The 18,726-nt window shown below is 68.2% G+C and carries 13 protein-coding genes; 6 read left to right on the forward strand and 7 right to left on the reverse strand.

The features are described 5' to 3' along the window. Positions 1–452: 452 nt before the first annotated feature. The 4 genes from ACUKCB_RS24035 to ACUKCB_RS24050 all read right to left on the reverse strand — a co-directional run bounded on the left by ACUKCB_RS24035 (position 453) and on the right by ACUKCB_RS24050 (position 4,925). A complete protein-coding gene (locus tag ACUKCB_RS24035) occupies positions 453–917 on the reverse strand; it encodes a hypothetical protein (RefSeq protein WP_473037862.1) in 465 nt (154 codons plus the stop codon). A 5-nt stretch (positions 918–922) separates the two neighbouring features. Then, entirely contained in the window at positions 923–4,162 is a 3,240-nt protein-coding gene (locus ACUKCB_RS24040; RefSeq protein WP_473037863.1) for a DNA/RNA non-specific endonuclease, read from the reverse strand. A 105-nt stretch (positions 4,163–4,267) separates the two neighbouring features. Then, positions 4,268–4,642 (reverse strand): DUF6507 family protein, encoded by a 375-nt coding sequence (locus ACUKCB_RS24045; RefSeq protein ID WP_473037864.1) that lies wholly within the window; start codon positions 4,640–4,642, stop codon positions 4,268–4,270. Next, complete coding sequence (locus ACUKCB_RS24050; RefSeq protein ID WP_473037865.1) at positions 4,635–4,925, reverse strand: hypothetical protein; 291 nt, start codon at positions 4,923–4,925, stop codon at positions 4,635–4,637. The genes ACUKCB_RS24045 and ACUKCB_RS24050 overlap by 8 nt, the downstream gene beginning before the upstream one ends. A 309-nt stretch (positions 4,926–5,234) precedes the next feature. On the opposite strand from ACUKCB_RS24050, the gene ACUKCB_RS24055 reads away from it, so the two are divergent. Next, the gene (locus ACUKCB_RS24055) at positions 5,235–5,681 is read left to right on the forward strand and encodes a DUF2000 family protein (protein ID WP_473037866.1); all 447 of its coding nucleotides are present in this window, start codon (positions 5,235–5,237) and stop codon (positions 5,679–5,681) included. Here the strand turns inward: ACUKCB_RS24055 and ACUKCB_RS24060 are convergent. Both ACUKCB_RS24060 and ACUKCB_RS24065 read right to left on the reverse strand, forming a co-directional pair. Continuing rightward, positions 5,656–6,471 carry a helix-turn-helix domain-containing protein gene (locus ACUKCB_RS24060; RefSeq protein WP_473037867.1) on the reverse strand — a complete coding sequence of 272 codons (816 nt, stop codon included), beginning with the start codon at positions 6,469–6,471 and terminating at the stop codon, positions 5,656–5,658. The genes ACUKCB_RS24055 and ACUKCB_RS24060 overlap by 26 nt on opposite strands. An 83-nt stretch (positions 6,472–6,554) precedes the next feature. After that, a complete protein-coding gene (locus ACUKCB_RS24065; protein ID WP_473037868.1) occupies positions 6,555–10,406 on the reverse strand; it encodes an AAA family ATPase in 3,852 nt (1,283 codons plus the stop codon). Between the two features lie 155 nt (positions 10,407–10,561). Between ACUKCB_RS24065 and ACUKCB_RS24070 the strand changes: the two genes are divergently transcribed. After that, complete coding sequence (locus ACUKCB_RS24070) at positions 10,562–11,959, forward strand: CoA transferase (RefSeq protein ID WP_473037869.1); 1,398 nt, start codon at positions 10,562–10,564, stop codon at positions 11,957–11,959. 91 nt (positions 11,960–12,050) lie between these two features. On the opposite strand, the gene ACUKCB_RS24075 is transcribed toward ACUKCB_RS24070, so the two are convergent. After that, positions 12,051–12,950, reverse strand: coding sequence for a LuxR C-terminal-related transcriptional regulator (locus tag ACUKCB_RS24075; protein ID WP_473037870.1), 900 nt, complete (start codon positions 12,948–12,950; stop codon positions 12,051–12,053). Between the two features lie 715 nt (positions 12,951–13,665). Here ACUKCB_RS24075 and ACUKCB_RS24080 point away from each other — a divergent pair. From ACUKCB_RS24080 to ACUKCB_RS24095, 4 genes are read left to right on the forward strand one after another with little or no spacing between them, the layout of a single operon-like run. After that, positions 13,666–14,961 (forward strand): adenylosuccinate synthetase, encoded by a 1,296-nt coding sequence (locus ACUKCB_RS24080; RefSeq protein ID WP_473037871.1) that lies wholly within the window; start codon positions 13,666–13,668, stop codon positions 14,959–14,961. Beyond that, positions 14,958–15,617 carry an HAD family hydrolase gene (locus ACUKCB_RS24085; RefSeq protein WP_473037872.1) on the forward strand — a complete coding sequence of 220 codons (660 nt, stop codon included), beginning with the start codon at positions 14,958–14,960 and terminating at the stop codon, positions 15,615–15,617. The genes ACUKCB_RS24080 and ACUKCB_RS24085 overlap by 4 nt, the downstream gene beginning before the upstream one ends. Positions 15,618–15,663: 46 nt before the next feature. Further along, the gene (locus tag ACUKCB_RS24090) at positions 15,664–17,226 is read left to right on the forward strand and encodes a GMC oxidoreductase (protein ID WP_473037873.1); all 1,563 of its coding nucleotides are present in this window, start codon (positions 15,664–15,666) and stop codon (positions 17,224–17,226) included. Positions 17,227–17,257: 31 nt separating this feature from the next. Next, positions 17,258–18,724, forward strand: coding sequence for a glycosyltransferase family 2 protein (locus tag ACUKCB_RS24095; protein WP_473037874.1), 1,467 nt, complete (start codon positions 17,258–17,260; stop codon positions 18,722–18,724). Positions 18,725–18,726 lie beyond the last annotated feature (2 nt).

The following is an 18,726-nucleotide window of genomic DNA, read 5'->3' on the forward strand; positions in this document are numbered from 1 at the left end:
AATTCGGAAGGTCGCAGAGGGCCAAGTTCCGAAATCGTCCTTGTGTATGTCCTCCCGTGGAGGCATGGAGGCGAGGGCATAGATCCTTCCCGGAAATCCTCACCCTCGACGCGATTTCGAAAGAATAATTCTCCGGCGACTCCGAGGTCAACATACTTACATTCAGCCTCGATCCACCCGTGTGGCACTACTTGGAAGATCAACTTGCCAATGGTTCTTATTTTTCCTGCTGGATGGGATTCATGGGATCGCTTGGGTCAATGTGCGTGGGCCGGGTGCGGGCGCCATCTGCGACTGTGAGTGTTCATCCTGGAAGGCGAGTACGGGGACGCCTAGGATAGACCCGCCAGCTTCGGAACTGAATGTATAGGGTTGTGCCGTCGGGGCGTGAGGTTCTCGATACAACAAGAGGCGCGTGCCGTCATCTGGATGGGTCCTGCCCCACTGAGGCTTTACTCCTCCTGCTCGGCTTGGTGAAGTTCTTCCCTCAACCAGTCGGGAATATTATCTGGTGTCCGAGGAAATTTCCTGAAGTCTTCCGCAAATTCACTTGGATCCGGGTCAAACAAATATGTGGGCCTTTCGTCGTAGTTGAAATCAACCTTAAACTTGGTGGGGGGGATGATATGAATCCTCATTGAGAACCAAGTCCCCACGTTGTCCCGATACATCCCCAAGCGGAGATTTATGACATCATCATTAATTTCATGGGGAAAGTCTTCACGCTCAGGCCTGCCCTCTTTTCGGGTTACCCACTTGCTAATTGTCGTGAGTCTCGATAGGGACTTGACTTCGAAGGTGATCTCAGTCCATCCAGGTGGGCTTGAATCGATGAGCCCACGCACCACTCCATGAATCAATTCTTGCTGTTGAACTGGATCAAGTAGATCATCGGGGTCGATTTGGTGATTGCTCATCTAGCCTATCTCCGATCTCTTTCTGGGTGATTCCCATGTACTAACCGCTCTTGTCTCGAGCCATTCAGGCTCCAGTCTACAGCAATCCGAATAGGAGGTTCGCCGATGGCATTGCCGCTCGTTGGGCGATTTCTATTGTACCTCTCCCTGTCGGAGTTCTTCTTTACGCTGTCCTGCCATTCTGAAAATTCTTTCCTGTTGTATTCAGGAAGGGAATCATTGTAGTTAACTTTCATGCTGAAGGTGATAGAGGTGTCGCCCTCAGTGGAGCCGGCCTGGCTCAGCCACTCCTGGGCTACTTCATTGCGAGTGTCTGGGCTTCCGTCGCGGGGCCTCCTGAAAGCCTTCTTGATCTCCGATGCATCTCGCTGCAACAGTCCATTCCACAGGTTTTCCATTCTCCCCCAGTTGGTTCGATAGTCAGGGCTCTTTCCGACGTGGTTGATTGATTTAAGCATGGGGATGACATTAATTCTTTCCCCTGGTCCACCGAAAAGATTTGCCGCGACGAAGTGTCCGCCATCCCATTTGACATCTTCGTACGTGAACTCACCCTGCTGGTCGCTGTTGTATTTTTTGAAGTAATCTCTTCCCTCGTGTCCAATTGGAGTCTGCTCGCCGCCTCTGGGGGTTTTTCCCGTCTTCAGCTCTCCTTCAATTGAAATAGTTCGCGATTTGCTGTCAGTCTCATAGACGAACTTAGCTCCTGATGTTGGATGTTCTATATAATATTTGGCGTCAGGTCGAGGGTAGACCAATTCCGGATTGCCAGCACTCGACTGGCCAGGTTTTGTTTCGATATGGATAATCTTTCCGGAGGGATCTGTGATAAATGTCCCTCGGCCTTCGACCTCATATTTGGTATTGGGGTCGAGTTTGACGTCATTTCCGCTTGGATCAGTGCCGAAGCGCCTGCTCTCCCCTAGGTAAGCGCGGTTGTCGGCGGCAATCTCAACTGCTGGTTCTTTGTGGTATGGCTGATTTTTCGAGCCATCGTATCGATCTCCGTTCGATGACCCGGAATCTCCTCCTTCATCATTTGAAGATCGGCCTCCGTTTCCACTCGAAGAAGAGTTGTCGCCGAGACCGGGCAGTGAGCTATAGCCATCGCCGCTGGAGCCCGCGCTCCGCGAGCTGTCGGCAGGGGTTCCTCCGGCATGCGGACTCTCGTCGTTTCCGACCCGGTTGGTGCTCGGGTCATTCGGCGCGGGCGAGGGGCTGTCTGAACCGTCCTGGTTGCTCGCCACGGGGGTGCGGTCCTGCATGTTGGACTGGTTGCTGTCCGCGATCTCGCCGCCTGGGCGACCGTTGTTCGGTCCCGACTCCCCGATGTTGGTGAGGTTGGCGACGGTCGCGGGTGACGCGGGCGCGTTGGCGGATTGGCTGGCGGCGTGCGTGTCTTCCCGGCCTCCCGTACCGGCCAGCACCTTCTCGCCATCGGCGTCCGGGCCCCGGCCACCGGAACCTCCACCGACGCTCTCGCCCGGGCCGCCGCGCCAGTCCGGGTGATCAGCCACGATCTCGCTCAGCATCGCGTCGATGTGCTTGTACTCCGGGTTGGTTTGGAGCCGCTGGTTGACCTGCTCCTGGCTCGGCTGGGGCTGGGCCTGGCCCTCAACGTTGTTCTCCGCGGCTTTCTGCTCACCGTTCTCGAACCGGGCTCTCTCCTCCGGGGTGAAGGACTCCGCGATCGCCTGCAGGCGCTGGTCGGCCTCGTAGACGTCCCCGACTCGGGGGGTCTGGCCGGAGTCCTCACTCTGGGTGGGGGCGGCCTCGTCTGCCCCGTGCTTGCGCTGGTCCGGATCGGTGCTCTCGACGGAGTCCGATCTCGTCGCGGTCGGCTTCTTGGGCTTGTTCGGCTCGTTCTCGGAGGAGGCGCTCTGGTTGGAGCGTCCGCCGCCGGGGGCGGGTTCGCTGTTGTTGGAGCCGCTACCGCCGCTGCCGGTGGTGGTGTTCAGCCGGTCCAACGACGCCGTCAGTTCGGCTTTCTGGGCCGGGGTGAAGTTGCTGGCGTCGATGTTGATGACCGGAGCGCCCTGGCCGCCGAAGGTGGGCATGTCCGGGAGGTCGGGAAGATCCACATCCGGGCCGCGGCCGGAGCCGCCCATCCCGTCCACGATGGCCATCCCCCGCCAGGCCATCAACGGCACACCCACCACCGCGCCCACACCGGTCGCGGTCAAAGCCGCACCACCCACGGTCGCCCCGATGTTGAGCAACGCGGTACCGATCACATAACCGGGGCGATCCCCCCACTCCTCCCAGGGCACCACCGAGTGCGCCAGATCCTTCCACGCGCCCTTGAGGCTGTCCTTGCCGGCCAGTCCGAACTCGCCACTCTCGTTGTCATACAACCCCACCAAAGAGGCCGCGGACTGGAGGTTGTCCATGTGGTATTCCTTGAGCGAATCCCCCCAGGACTGGTTGAACCACCCCTCCGAGGAGTGGAAGCCCAGCATCGCCCCGGTGTCCTCCACCGCACCCACACCGAAGTCCCACACCGCGGCCCCGGCATCGACCCACCAGCCGTGGTCGGTCTCCGCCGGCGCGGACCCCCACTCGGTGGCCAGTTCTGACAGGTCCTGCTCGTAGCCGTGGTAGAACACGTTCGGGTCGAGCTCGACATCGCCTTCGGGCATCTTCGCGAAGCTGGTGCGGTCGGGAACGTCCTTGTTGATCGCGTCAGCGCAGGCGGTCTCGTACTCGGCGTAGTCATCGATGATCTTCTCGCCCGTGGAGACCAGAGCCGCGTTCTCCTCGACCAGGTCGCTCTTGCCGCCGAAGACCCCCTTCACGCCGTCGGCCTTGTCCCAGTCCTCGCCCTCGGCCTCGATGCGTCCCAGGAGCTCGTAGGCCTCGGTGCGCAGGGAGGACCAGCGTTCCTTGATGCTCTCGACGTTCTCAGCGAAGGTCTCCAAGGCGGTGGCCGCGTTGGCCAGGGCCTCGGAGACCTCCTCGCCGTCGGTGGCCACCGGGTCCAGGACCTCGTAGAGGGTCTCGCTCTCGGGGGCGGAGTAGTACTCACGCAGCCCCGACCAGGCTCCGGTGATGCTGTTGCCGGTCTCGCTGATCGAGCCACCCACCGTGCGCAGGCCCGAGGCCATCGCGTTCACGTACTCGGGTGAGACCGAGGGCTCGGGGAAGGTCAGCGGGCTGATCTTTTCCTCGGCGTCGGTCAGGGCGGCGTGTTGCTCCTGGATGCTCTTGGGCGCGGCGGGGGCGGTGCCGGGATCTCCGGGCAGCACGGGGGTCTCCAAAACTCAAGGGGACAACAAGGGGGGAAGCCGAAGGCAGAGGGGCGCGTACGGGGTCAGGTCAGGCAGGGCAGAGCCCGCCGGGGCCGGTGGGGGTCAGGTCAGGCTGACGCCGGGGGGCGGTGCCGGCGGCGGGGGCGGATCGGGGATCGTCCCCGCGGTTCCCTGGGCCTCGGAGGCCATCTCCCGGTCGCCCTCCACATAGAAGGTGGTGGCCTCGCTGGTGCCCTGCACCGCCGAGGCGGTCAGCGAGAGCATGTCGCCGACCATGCCGAAGTAGTGCTCGGCGAACTCGCCCAGCGCGATCCCGATCGGGGCGCTGTTGATGTGGTTGTTCAGCGCCGTGACCCGGGTCTCCAGCTGGTTCATGTGGCCCAGCAGGCCTTCGGTCCCGCCCTCCTCGCCGATGTGCCCGGCGGTCTCGGTGAGCACCGCGCCCACCTGTTGGGGGTTCACATCCCAGCTACCCACGACTGCCTCCGAAGACCTCGGGGCGGAAGACGTCCACGCCCAGCTCCGGGCCGGTGTCGGCGAAGGACGGGCCGGGCTGGGGACGGGAGGCCTCGACCGTGTACAGCATGCGGTTCAACGAGGCGTGCAGTCGGTCGGAGTCGAAACGGGCCCGGGCGTGCAACCATGCGGAGGCCATGGCGATCCGGAGTGCGGGGGTCCGGGCCTCGGAAACGCTCTCTGGGGCATGCTCTGGTTCGGGGAGCGGGCCCCACTCCTCCTCCGGGGTGAATTCGAACTTCACGGACCTGTCCCTCCACTCTGTTCAACGAGCTGGATGGCTTTGTGTTGTGTGAGTTGCGCTGTGCGTAGTCTTGGTTCTGATTCTGTCGGGTTTTGTCGTGTCCTGCCCGGCTCGGCATCACCTGCCAGAAGGCACTTGCGGCACGAAACCCGGCATCGCAGGAGTTCACACGCGTGCCGGGATGGGCAGCGGACCGCGGAGCGGGCTGGCCGGATTCGGTCATGTGGCGCACTTCACGGGCCCGGCGAGGTCGAGGCGGGTGAGGAACGTACAAGACCCGGGCCCGCGCTTACGGCGAGGATGCGGGGCATGGAAACCACAGACGCACCCGTGCCCCCCGGCAACAAGCGCTTCGACACCAAGATCGCCGTCCTGCTCCGTACGGACCTTGAGGTATGGCAGCGGCTCAACGTGACGGCCTTCCTGGTCAGTGGGTTCGGGACTCGGGTCCCGGATCTGATCGGCGAACCCTACGAGGACGCCGACGGCACCGCCTACCTGCCGATGTTCCGTCAGCCCGTCCTGGTTTTCGAGGGCACCAAGGAGACCTTGACCAAGGCGCACACCCGGGCCCTGTCCCGGGACGTCGACCTCGCCGTGTTCACCTCCGACCTCTTCGCCACCGGCAATGACCGGGACAACCGGGCCGCCGTCCGGGCGGTCGGGCGGGACTCGCTCGACCTTGTGGGGTTGGCGGTGTACGGGCCGAGGAACGGGGTCGACAAGATCGTCAAGGGCGCCCGGATGCACGGCTGAGGGCGCGAGCGTACCGCCCGGGTGGGAGGCCGAGAATCCTTTTGAAGTGCCTGTTCAGGTGCGCCTGGTCGTGGAACCCGGAGTCCGCCGCCGCGTGCGCGGGCGCCCGGCCTTCGAGGATCAGCCGCCGGGCGAGGTCCACCCGCCGTCCCACGAGGTACTGGTGCGGGGGCATGCCGAACCGGCGGGTGAACACCCGGGTCAGGTAGGCGGGGTGGGTGAAGAGCAGCCCGGCTGCCTCGGCCAGGGAGACTCCCTCGACGGTTCGGCTGTCCAGCAGGTCCCGCAACCGCTCGGCGAGGCCGGGGTCGTCGGCGTACGTGAGCGGACCCAGCGTGCCGCGCAGGTGTTGGCGGAGGCGCTCGGAGACGAGTTCGAGCCGGCTCTCCGCCTCCAGCCCTTCCCCCGGCTGGAACAGGGCGCCGTGCAGTTGGTGGATGCGGTGGCGCAGGAGGGGGTCCTCGAACATCGGGTGGTCCACCGCCCGCCCGGCCAGGTCCGTGCCGATCTGCTCCGGTTCCAGGTACAGGACCCGTTTGCGCAGTCCCCGGGCGGTGGTGGGGGTGCCGTTGTGCGGGACATGCGGCGGAAGCAGGGTGACGGTCCGGTCCAGGGCCCCGTGCTCGTGCCGCCCCAGGTCGTAGCGGACGGTCCCGGAGTCGATGATGAGCAGGGTCCAGGACCGGTGCGTGTGCATCGGGTAGGCGTGTTGGCGCAGATGGGTGTGGAACACCTCGGCGATGCCGTCGACCCCCGGTCTGAGGACCACGGTGTCCGCGTGGCCGTCCATGGGCCAACCCTATGCCGCTCCTGCGCGGGGCACACGGGCACGGGCCCCGGACCGCCGGACAGGCCCCGGCGGATCGGACGCCCCTAGAGGTACAGGCCCGCGCCCGCGCCCTCCTCCACCCGGTCGGGGCGGGCAGCCGGAACGTCCTCCGGGGTGAGTGTGCACAGGACGTCCCGGTCGTCCAGGTCGAGCCCGGCGATCCGTGCCGCCTGGGCCCGGGCGGTCCGCTCGAACAGGTCGGCGGCGAACCGGGCGTTGCACGGGCCCGGGGGCGGTCCACCCGCGCGCAGCCGGACCCGGACGGCGTCCGCGGTGCCGGGCGCCAACCGCATCCCCGCTTCGTGGGCGCGTTCGGTGAACACCGCGGTCAGCTCCTCCCCGTCGAGATCGGGGAAGGGCACTCGGCGAGTCAGGAGCGCGTCGAGCCCGGGGTGGGACTCCAGTACCCCGGGCAGTGCCTCCGCGGACCCGGAAACGACCAGCAGCAGTTCGTTCCGGTGCAGGGAGACCAACCGCACCAGTTCCCGCACCGTCTCCTCCACCACCGGGGAGGCGGGCCGGGCCAGGAACGTGTGCGCCTCCTCCAGGTAGAGGACCCCGCCGAGCGCCGACCGGACGGCGGTTTCCACGGGTGTGGCGCCCGGTCCCGAGTCAGGGGCCGATCGGGGGCCGCTGCCGAGCAGGTCCTCCTTCCGGGCACGGACCAGGTGGCCGGAGGACAGGATCGCACGGCGTGCGCAGACCGCCCCCGCCAGTTCGGCGACCGTGCTCCGGCCGGTCCCGGGGGCACCGAGGAACACCATGTGCTCCAGGGCCCCGGGGGCGGCGACACCCGCCGCGTGGCGGGCCTGTTCCACCCGGGCACGTGCGTCCAGGTCGCGCAGCTCCCGCTTGGCGGGTTCCTGGCCGACCAGCCGGTCGGCGCGGGTCAGCGGGTCCTCCGGATCGGGGGCGCCGAGCCGGGTGGAGAGGGTGGCGGGGATGTCGGCGGGCAGCAGCGAGCGGAGCTCCTCGGGGGTGCGGTCCCGGCCGTCGGTGATCCGCTCGGCCTGGAGCGCCCTCGCGCGCTCCAGGAGGTTGCGGACCAGACGCGCGTTGCCGGAGGTCCGGTCGCGGGGGGTGGCGAGCAGTAGACGGCGGACCCGGGATCGGGTGCCGTCGCCGAGGAGCAGCCCGGCCTCGGCCGCCATCACCGCGAAGATCTCGGTGAGCTCGCGGTCCGTGTAGTCGGGGAAGCTGAGCTGGCGGGGGAAGCGGGACGCCAGCCCGGGGTTGGAGGACAGGAAGCGGGTCATCTCAGCGGGATAACCGGCCACCACCACGACCAGTTCGTCGCGGTGGTCCTCCATCAGTTTGAGCAGGGTGGCGATCGCCTCCGGCCCGAAGTCCCTGCCCTGGGCGTCGGTGAGTGTGTACGCCTCGTCGATGAAGAGCACCCCGCCCAGGGCACTGCGGACCACCCGCTCCACCTTGGGCGCGGTCTGGCCGATGTACTCGCCGACCAGGTCGGAACGGGTGGCCTCGACCAGGTGCCCGGAGGAGAGCAGCCCCAGCTCCGCGTAGACGGCGCCGAGCATGCGTGCGACGACGGTCTTGGCGGTGCCGGGGTTTCCGCTGAACACCATGTGCCGAGCGGGTGCGGGGACCGGCACCCCGGCGTCCGCACGCAGCCGTTCGGCCCGGGCCTCGGCGGCGTACAGCCGGACCTCGCGTTTGACCGTCTCCAGGGAGACCAGCGAGTCGAGGGCGGCCATGGGGTCCCCGGGCGGTTCGGTCGCCGTGCCTCCGGGGCTTCGGGGAACCGGGGCGGCCGCGTGGAGGCTGTCGGGAACGTCCTCGGGCCGGATGTCGCGGATGCCGGGCGGCTCCTTCTCCGCGGGTGCCAGCGACGGCGAAGGCGGATGGTGGCCGCAGGGTATGGGGAGGTCGAGCCGTCGGGCCTGCCGGGACAGGGTGCGGTCCAACAGGGAGCGAACGGATCGGGCGCCGAGGAACCCCGACCCGCCGAAGGCGCGGCCCAGCACCTCGCCGGCCTTGGCCACCGCCGAGGGGGCGGGTTCGAGATCGTGCGCGGCAGCCATGGTGCTGAAGACCTCGCCCAGCCGGTCGCGGTCGGGGGCGGTGAAGCGGAGCCGGTGCGGTATCCGCGCGGACAGGCCGGGGACCGCCGTGAACAGGCGGTTGATCCGGTCCTCGGTGTCGGCGAGGACCACCACCAGGTCGTCGGGGTGCCGATCCATCTTCCGGATCAGAGCCGCGACCGCGTCCGGCCCCAGGGTCCGGCTGCTTTCGGGGCCGATCAGTGAGCCCGCCTCGTTGATGTACAGGACGCCGCCCAGCGCCCGGTCGACGGTCTGGTCCACCCACTCGGTCACACTGATGGCGTTCTCGGCCACCAGGTCGGCGGGGCCCACCTCGGTGACCTGGTGCGACTCCAGGATGTCGAACGAGGAGTACAGGATCGCCAGGGCCTGGGCGACGGTCGACCGGCCGGTTCCGGGGCCGCCGGTGAAGGCCATGTGCCGGGGCGCGGAGGCCGGAGCGAGCCCGGAGCGTTTGCGCTGCAGATGAGCCGTGACCTCGGAGGCGATGGCGTGCACCTCGCTCTTGACCTCGTCCAGACCGACCAGCCCGTCGAGCAGGTCCTGCGCGGAGACCTGGTCCGCCGGCACACCTGGGACGGGGGGTTGCCGCGGTGCCGGGGCCGGTTCGGGGGCGGGTGCGGGGGCCGACCGTTCACCGTCCCCGCCGACGGTCCGGCTCGCGGTGTCCGCGCCGCCGCTCCCGTGACCGGCGTTCGCTTCGCCGGTTCCGGGGAGACCGGGTACCGACACGCCGCGGCTCGGCGGTTCGCAGCGGCGGTGCAGGATCTCCTGGAAACCGCTGACCGGTAGCGGGGTGCCGAAGTCCGACCGGACACGCAACCCCTCCTCGGCCGGGTCGGAGAGCAGGGCCAGGGCCGTTCGGGTCCCGGCGTCCAGCCAGGAACGGGCGACGTCGGCCTCCCCGGCCGTCACGCACTCCCACAGCCACTCCTGGGCCCGAAAGGACCACCTGAGGGGCTGGAACTGGTACACGCGGCGCTCGAAGTCCTCCTCCAACGCCTCGAAGCGCTCGGTGCCCAGCGCCTGCGCGGCCACCGCGCTCATCCCGGTCAGCGGTGACCCCAGGCAGATGTCGACCAGGGTCTCGTACCGGTCCGGGACTCCGGAGGCGATCTCCGAGAGCCGGGTGTGCGCCTCGGTGAAGCGACCGAAGGCCCAACCGAAGTAGGGGGCGGGCTCGGCGTACTCGGGGATCACGGGGAAGTGATCGCGGTGTATCTCCCGCGCCCAGCGGGACCGGAGGCGGGGGATCCCTTCCACGGTCCTGAGCACGACCTCGGCTTCGGCCTCCTCGGTGGCCCTCTCGGCCGCGTTCCTGTCCAGCAGGTCCCGCCAGGCTCGCCGGCGCTCCTCCCAGGGACCGATCCCGGCGAGCGCGTCCACGACCTCTCCGAAGAGGTCGGCGGCCAGACGCGTGTGCTCGGGATCGTCGAACCGGTCGGGGATCGGGCCCCCGGGGGGTCGGCGGAGGTCGTCGAGGACCCACTGGTGGGGCCTGGCGGGCCGGTGCTCCCGGGGCAGGTGACGTTCGGTCAGGAGCAGGGGCAGCGCCTGGTGGCTGCCGCCCACCACGCGTAGCGGCCCGGAGACCGCGATGACCATGTCGGCCACGGCCCAGGACCACCAGGAGCGGAGGTCCCGTTCGCAGCCCCGGACCCGGTCCGGTGCGATCCGTGCCGCACGGGGATCGTGGAACACCCCGTCGAGGAGCTCGGTCAGCTCTTCGGTGATCTGGCCGGGCACCCGCCACGGCCCGTGCTCGTACACGTCCAGCACGGGTTCGTCGGTGAGGAGCGGTTCCAGGTGTTCGGGCAGGCGGACGGCCGGCAAACGGACTCCTTCGGGGGGCGTGTCGGGGGACTCCTGCGCTTGGCGATGATATGTCCCCCGGTGCCTCGGGGCCCGGGCGTTGGCGACTGCGGCGGTGCCCCGGGTTGGCCGGGACCGGCCAGTGGGACCGAGGGGCGGGTGTGCACAATGGCGCCATGGCGAACGAACGCGGCAGCGGACCGGACAGGGCGACGGCCCGGGCATGGCAGGCGATCGGCGGGGCTGCGGACCTGGTGGAACGAGTCTCCTATCGGGGCGCGGGGGAGGTGCTCCCGGCCGCGCTGCCGGTGCGTCAGCTGGCCCGTGCCACCGTCGGGGCGTGTTCGCTGGCCGCGGCCGAACTGCTGGCCGTGCGCAACGGCGGGCCGGTCCCCGGCGTGCCGGTCGACGAGGGCGCGGTGGCCACCGCCTTCGTCAGCGAACGCCACCTGCTGGTCGACGGCCGTAAGCCGACCTCCTTCGCACCGCTGTCCGGGTTCTGGCGGGCCGCCGACGGCTGGGTGCGTACCCACGCGAACTACCCCCACCACCGGGCCCGGCTGCTGTCCGCCCTGGGGCTCGGTACGGGGACGGGCCCCGATGGGCTCGCCGGGGAACTCCTGTCCCGGACCGCGCACCAGATCCAGGAGGAGGTCTACGCCGAGGGCGGTCTGGCGGTCGCCGTGGCCCCCGCGCCCGGTCCGGGAGGGGGACCCGGTGAAGCGGGGGACTTCACGGCGGCGGGGCTCCCGCTGGCCGGCTTCGAGGCGTTGGGCGGGGCCGGGGACCGTCGGTTGCCCCCGGCGGCACTGCCCGCGGCCGGGGTCCGGGTGCTGGACCTGACCCGGGTCATCGCCGGGCCGGTGGCCACCCGGACACTGGCCCTGTTGGGTGCGGACGTGCTGCGCGTGGACGCCCCGGGCCTGCCGGAGGACCCCGACAGCCACACCGACACCGGGATGGGCAAACGCTCCACCCTGCTGGACCTGGCCACGGAGGAGGGGCGGAGCACCTTCGAGGCGCTGCTGGACACCGCCGACGCGGTGGTGACCGGTTACCGGCCGGGCGCGCTGGACCGCCACGGGCTGGTGGCGGAGGAGCTGATCGCCCGCCGCCCCGGGCTGGTCGTCGCCCAGCTGTGCGCCTGGGGCCGGACGGGCCCCTGGGCGGGGCGGCGGGGGTTCGACAGCCTGGTGCAGGCGGCGAGCGGGATCGCCGCGATCGAGGCGGGATCCGACGGCCGCCCCGGCGCCCTGCCGGCCCAGGCACTGGACCACGGCACCGGCTACCTGCTGGCCGCCGGGGTCCTGCGCGCGCTCACCGAACGCCAGGCCGACGGCCGTGGACGGCGGCTGCGGTTCTCCCTGGCGGGCACCGCCGGGTGGCTGCTGAACGGTATCGCTCCGGAACCGGCCGCGGCGGGCGGCTACGACGCCGAGGCCTGGTTGACCGGGGCTGCGTCCCCCTATGGTCCGCTGCGTTACGCCCTTCCGCCGGTGCGCTACGAGGGCGGGCCCGAGGACTGGGTCGCCCCCGCCACCCGCTGGGGCAGTGACCCGGCACTCTGGCTCTGAGCAAACGTGTGCTCGGGACCGAGGTCGGGACCAGGTTGGGGAGCGGGGTACGGGTGTTGGCCGCTGTCCGGGCCGGGGCGCCGGCCACCGGTCAGTTGAGCCAGCCGCGTCGTGTGACCTCGACCCCCGCCTGGAAACGACTGCGGGCGTCCAGGCGCGTCATCAGCCTCGACATCATCCGCCGCACTGTGCGCAGGGAGACCCCGAGCCGACGGGCCGCGGCCTCGTCGGTGAGGCCGTTGGCGAGCTGGTGCAGGAGCTCGGTGTCGGAAGGACTGAGCTCCGGCACCTCGGTGTCCGACTCCTTGTCGAGGGGCCGCGCCGACCTCCAGACTTGCTCGAAGAGGGCGAGAAGGGCGGTGACCACGCCCTGCCCGCGCAGAACGACCGCCTCGGCCACACCGGTGGCGCGGTTGTTGGGCAGTACTGCGGTCTCCCGGTCGTAGATGGCCATTCGCACGGGGATCGCGGGCGTGCTCCGTACCTGGGCACCCCTGCCCAACAACCAGCGCGTGTAGGAGAGGGCCTCAGGGTGGTTGCGGATGCTGTCCGGATGCAGGCTCCGGAGGAGGACATCGCGCTCCAACAGGGCTTCGTCCAGGGGCCTGGCCGACCTGATCCCCTCCTCACCCATGGCCGTCGGGACGAACGAGAGCAGTTCGAAGCGGGTCTGGGCAGCCAGTTCCTCGATCCGGGAGCGGATCGAGGAGATCCCCTCGATGCGTTCCACGGTCGAGCTGACCTTTTGGTAACTCAGGTCGTTGTAGTCGGCGATCAACGTGTGCAACGAGGAACGGGCCTCCGCCACGAGCTGTCTGCGCTGGTGGATCTCGGCCTCGTGCCTGGACAGCAGCGCGGTGAGCCCGAGTTCGGGACTCACCGGGTGGAGGGAGTCCGGGGCGTCCCCCAAGGACCGGGCCAGTCCGAGGAGGAGGAGACAGCGGGCGGCCTCGCTCACCTCGAGCTCGCTCACCTCGAGTTCGGCAGCCACCTCGTGGATCCCTTTCCCGGGTGACCTCAGAAGCACTCGGTAGACCCTTTCGGCTTGAGGGCTCAACCCCAGAAGGTCCAACATTTCTCCCCCAAGAGGTTACCGGTCAGTTGCCCGGCCAACTGTAAACCTCGTTTCCAGATGCCACGAGCCCTGTTCTCGCATATTGAGATTGGCCCGGTCGAGTGCCGTACGTCACACTCCGGCTGTTCTGGCTGGTTGGCGCCGCGGGGGTTCCGAAATTGCCCGTGCGGTATCTGGCATTTAGGTGCCACGGAAACTAGCTGCCATGTCTGGGTACTGGATGGCGCCGCGGGGGATGTGCATAATTTCCTACGGCAAACGGGGTCGTCTTTGGCTTCGCAAGGCTGCCTGTGTCGTTTGTCTGTTTTTGTTTGAGTGATTTGTTTCCCCTTCCGCCTTGATGTTTGTTGAGTATTTTTTGCTGCTCTTGATGTCACTCGTGGTATGTCGGGGAAAGATTTGGGGTCCCGCTTTGTCTAGTACCTATTGGGAATAGAAGAAATTCTGTTCCAGCTCCCACGAAAGATATCCAATGGACAACGTGAACTCTGATCCTGCTGCTCTGGAAACCCCCTCGGCGCTTTCTCGTCCCCTGAACCACGAGTCCGTCCGCGCGCTCCGTGCGGCCGCACGGGAGCGACGGCTCGCCTCCGCCGGAGCCCCCGACCCACGCTTCCCTGGGAACCGTCGGGTGACCTGGGTCGGTGACCTGCAACAGGGCGACGGAGGCAAAGGGGCCATGACCGACCGGCTCGCCGCCCACCACGACGTTGTGGTTCGCGTTCAGGGCGGGGACAACGCCGGGCACACCGCCGTATACCGTTCCGCCGACGGTTCCCAGCACACCGTGAAGAACCACATCACCCCGTCCGGCCTGCGCCACCCCGGAACGATCGGCATTCTCGGGAACGGTGTCCTGGTCAACGCCGAGAGTCTGTACGAAGAGCTCCAGGAAATGGAGACCAGCGTTCCCGGGATCGGTGCCCGGGTCTTCGTGAGCGGGCGGGCGCACCTGATCCTCCCCCTGCACCGGGAGGTGGATGACCGGCAGGAGCAGAGGAAGCGGAACAGCGGAAACGCGATCGGAACCACGCTCCGTGGAATCGGCCCGGCGAACGTCAGCAAGACCAACCGCATCGGCCTGCGGGCCGTGGAGATCGGTGATCCCGAACTTGTCGAACGCAGGATCCGGGAGAATATCGACTTCTTCGGCCTGGACGAGGTCGAGCTGGAGATCAACCTCAAGTGGGTCGAGACCTACGCACCCGTGGTCACGGAGCGCTTGGTGGACTCGGTACGCCTGCTTGACGACCTGGCCGGAACCGGCCACTCGATCCTGTTCGAGGGTGCCCAAGGGGCGCTCATCGACATCGAGCACGGCATCTACCCCTACGTGACCACGTCACCGACCACCGTGCACTCGGTCTCCACCGGCTCGGGGTTCGACTCGTCACGCATCGACCACCGCGTCGGGGTCCTGAAGGTCTACCAGACCATGGTCGGCAACGGTGCCTTCGTCTCCGAGGACCTGGGGGAGCTCGGTCGGCGGCTCCGGAGCGAGGGAGGGGAATTCGGTACCACCACCGGCCGGGACCGCCGGTGCGGATGGCTCGACTTGGTGCAGGCGCGTTGGGCGGTGGACCTGAACAGGTTCACCAGCGTCGTCCTGACCAAACTCGACATCCTCGACTCCTTTGAGAAGATCGGCGTGTGCGTCGCCTACGAGGTCGACTCGGAGGTCTCCGTCGACTTCCACCCCGAGCACTCGTACCTGTCCCGCTGCACCCCGGCCTTCCAGTACTTCGACGGCTGGCTCACCTCCACCAAGGACATCACCCGATACGAGGACCTGCCTCCGCAGGCCCGTGCGTTCGTCGACTTCGTGGGCGAGTGGTTGGAGACGGACATCGGCGGAGTCACGAAGGGGCCGCGCGACACCGACATGCTGGTCCGTCCGGGGTCGTCTCTGGCCGAGGTGGTCCTGTGACTGCCACCGCCCGCGAACCGGAGCCGGGGGCCGGGAGCCGGATCGCCCTGCTCGACGTCGACGGAACCCTGACCCGTGTCCGGTCCGTCTGGCAGTTCCTCCTGGAGCACCACGGAGCCTGGGAGGGCCCCGGGGAGAGGAACCTCCAGGAATTCCTCCGGGGGGACATCACCTACGAGCTCCTCTGTCACCGGGATGCGGAACTTCTCGCCGGGACGTCCTACGCCGACCTGTGCGCACTCGCGGCCAAGATCCCTCTCAACGACGGAGCGGACGAGCTCATCGTCGGCCTGCGTGAACGCGGCTACCGGGTGGTGCTCGTCTCGACTGGCCTGAGGGTGCTCACCAGCGTGCTGGAAAGACGCCTCGGCTACGACCGCTGTGTGGCCAACGACCTCGAGGTGAGCGACGGCGTGTGCACAGGACGCGCGCTCATCGAGATCGGGGAGACCGAGAAGGGCCGCCACGCCGTGGCCGCCATCGAGCACTTCGGCGCCGACCACGTCGTCGCCTTCGGTGACTCCTCGGGTGACCTGCCGATGTTCGCTCACGCGGACCTGTCCGTCGCGGTCGGACCGGCCAGCCCGGAGGTCGTCGGCACCGCCGACCGGCACATCCCTGACGCGCGTCTGGCCACTGCCCTGGACTGGCTGTGAGACGCACCCGCGAACACCGGCACAACCTTCTGGAATGAGAAGAACCGTGAACACCGCTTCCAGACTCTCCGCGCCCGGCGACACCGTGGAGAAGTACCTCCTCAGTGACTTCTCCGCGGTCGAGGGCGAGCGTTTCGACCACGTCGTCATCGGTGCGGGCTGCACCGGAACGGTCATGGCGCACAAGCTCCTCGAACGCAACCCCCGGGCCCGTGTCCTCCTGTTGGAACAGGGCCCCTACCTGATCCCGGACCACGTCCAGAACCTCAACCGGGCGATGCAGCCGCTCATGGGGACCGCTGTCGCCAGTCCCTGGCGGTCCGAAGGGGACCTCTCCGTGGTCGCGCAGGTGCCCTTTCTCGGCGGCCGTACCCTCTTCTGGAGCGGTTCCTGTCCCCGGCCGAGCGAAGAACAGCTCTCCGGGTGGCCCGCTTCCGTCGTCTCCGAACTCGCCGAGTACTGGGAGGAGGCCGAAGGGCTCGTGGGTGCCGTTCCCGCCGGGCGGATCGGCCCGGAGTTCGGCGCGCTGCACACACGGCTGCGCGGTCTCGTGCACAAGGCCGCCGCGGACTCCCCGGACATGACGGCCCCCGCGCTGGAGGAGGGGCTCGACGCACCACTGGCCATGCGCGCGGGAGGTGACACGAACCCCCCGCGCAAGTTCAGCGCGCTCCCCCTGCTGATGTCGGCGATGCACACCCACCCCGGTCGGATCGCCGTCGTGACCCGTTGCCAGGCCGAACGACTGGAGTACACCGACGGCCGGATCACCGCTGTCGAGACCGGTCTGGGCCGGTTGGCGACCGGGGACGCCCAGGTCCTGCTGGCGCTGGGCGCCACGGAGGCCACCCGGTTGGTCCTGGCGTCACGGTTCCCCCGGCCGGTGGCCTCCCTGGCCGGTCGTCACCTCGCCGGAAATACCGCGAGCTGGTTCTGCTTCAGACTGCCGCGCGCGGCCTTTCCGGACCTGTCCCGGAACCATGCCGAGGTGGCCGCGCTCTATGTGGACGCCTCGACCTCCGAACGGGAGTTCCACCTCCACGTCAACGCCACGGGGACCGCTGACCCCCGCCGGGACCTGTCGGACATCTACCGGCTGGTGCCCGACATGTTCGGGGAGGGCACACCCGAGCGCATGAGCTCCCCGGACCACGTGGTCCTCCTCGTGCACGGGCTCGGCGAGCTCGCCGCGGACGAGACCGCGGCCGAACCCAGCTCGATCCGGATCGACGAGAACGGCACCACGGTCGGTCGTTTCACCCTCAGCGATGCCGACCGCACCGCCTGGGACGCCATGGACCGTGCCGCCGACACCCTGGTCGACACCGTCTCCCAGGGGTACACGCCCGAGTACTGGTGGCCCACGGAACGGCGCTGGTCGGTGGAGCCTCCGCCCGACCGCAGGATGCCGTTCTCCGTCCACGAGGCAGGAACGCTCCGTATGGGCGACTCGGCCGCGGATTCGGTGACCGATCTCTACGGCCGGGTCCACGGGGTGGAGAACCTGCACGTCACCGGTGGTGCGCTCTTTCCGACCCGGGGCTCGTGGAACCCGCTGCTCATGATGGTCGCCCTGTGCCTCAGGCTCGCCGGGCGCCTGGAGCCGTGACCCCCGCTTCGACGTACCGAGGAGACCACCTGTGCCCCTGACCCTCCCAGCCCTCTCACCGACCGGAGTCCTGGTCGCCTTCCTCGCGGTGATGACCGTCTACGGACTTGCCCGAAACCTCTCCTACTGGTTCCGGTTGTGGCGCGCACCGGCTCGGCTCAGGGGTCAACGCGAGCGTGCCCGCCGGGCCGTCGCGGCCCCGAACGGCCCCACAGCCGATCCCCAGATCGTCTTCGTCGTCCCGGCCTACCGCGAGGTGGACGCCCTTCCACAGACGATCAGGGCGCTCCGGCACTCCATCGAGTCCAGCACCTACCGCGCCCGGATCGTCATCGTCACCTCGGCTCGGGAGGACGAGGCGGCCGAGCGTGAGGGAACGGGCGGGGTCACGACCCGAGAAGTCGCCGAGGAACTGTGCGCGGGCGTCGAGTACGCGAGCACGGCCATCGACGACAGCCCGGTCTCGAGCATGGCTGCCTCGTTCAACACGGGCACACGCGTGGTGGCCTCCACGCAGGGTGTGCGCCCGCACAGCACGTACGTGGTGGCATACAACGCGGACTCCACGTCCATGACCGACACCGTGCAGGCGCTGGGCGACGAACTGACCGCAGCGGGGCTCCCCGAGGTGGGCCAGCTGGTGTGCCTGTCCATGCGCAACATAAGTGAGATGACCGGTCCGGGCGGCTGGTACGCGGCCGGTGCGGCCTATTACCAGACCCGGTGGGCTCTGGGGTTCGAGTTCGACATGTGTCGGCGCAACGGCCCGGGGCGCCGGGCGACGCCCTTCGGTCGGCTGTACCACACCAAGGGGCACGGGCTCCTCCTGCGTCTCGACACTGCGGTGGACCTCGGCGGGTTCAGTACACAAACGCCCTGTGAGGACCTGGAGATGGGACTGCGCCTGTCCCTGCTGGACCTGCCCGTCCACGCGATACCCGTGCTGGAGGACACCGAGCACCCCGTCACCCCGGGGGCTGTGACCGCCCAGAAACGCTACTGGTTCTCGGGTATGTGGGACGTTCTCAACTACCACCGGCTCCTTCCCCGGGAACGTCGGGAGAAGCCGTTCCACTTCGAACTGGTCCGGTCGACCTTCCTCTACCGCAGTACGGGCGCGTTCCTGCTGGGGCCGGTCCCCTACCTCTGCGCGATCCTCTGGCCCCTGTTCGGCGGCCCGGTCGTCGCCGCGCTGCTACCGGTGCTCAACGGGGTGCTCACCGTCTGGCTCATCCGCAGAGCGGTCAAGGGGATGGGCGGCTCCCTCGCCCCCCTCCGGCCGGTCGAGTACGTCTCCGTTCCAGCCGGGGTCGCGGCCTTCTCCCTCACCCGTAACACCGGTCCCCTCCAGTACCTGTTCGGGCTGGTCGGCTCGCGGGACAGGCAGGAGCGCTTCCGTACCGTGCACCTCCAGCACCTGGGAGAAGAGGCACCTGGATCGGACGAAGGTGCCCGGCCGCCCAAGGGTGGCCGGGACGACCACCCCTCTATCACGTAAGG

The organism is Nocardiopsis moroccensis (assembly GCF_055763695.1).

Coding starts and splice junctions, on each gene's coding strand:
- ACUKCB_RS24035 (WP_473037862.1), bottom strand. CDS start 917: ATGAGCAATCACCAAATCGACCCCGATGATCTACTTGATCCAGTTCAA.
- ACUKCB_RS24055 (WP_473037866.1), top strand. CDS start 5,235: ATGGAAACCACAGACGCACCCGTGCCCCCCGGCAACAAGCGCTTCGAC.
- ACUKCB_RS24060 (WP_473037867.1), bottom strand. CDS start 6,471: ATGGACGGCCACGCGGACACCGTGGTCCTCAGACCGGGGGTCGACGGC.
- ACUKCB_RS24070 (WP_473037869.1), top strand. CDS start 10,562: ATGGCGAACGAACGCGGCAGCGGACCGGACAGGGCGACGGCCCGGGCA.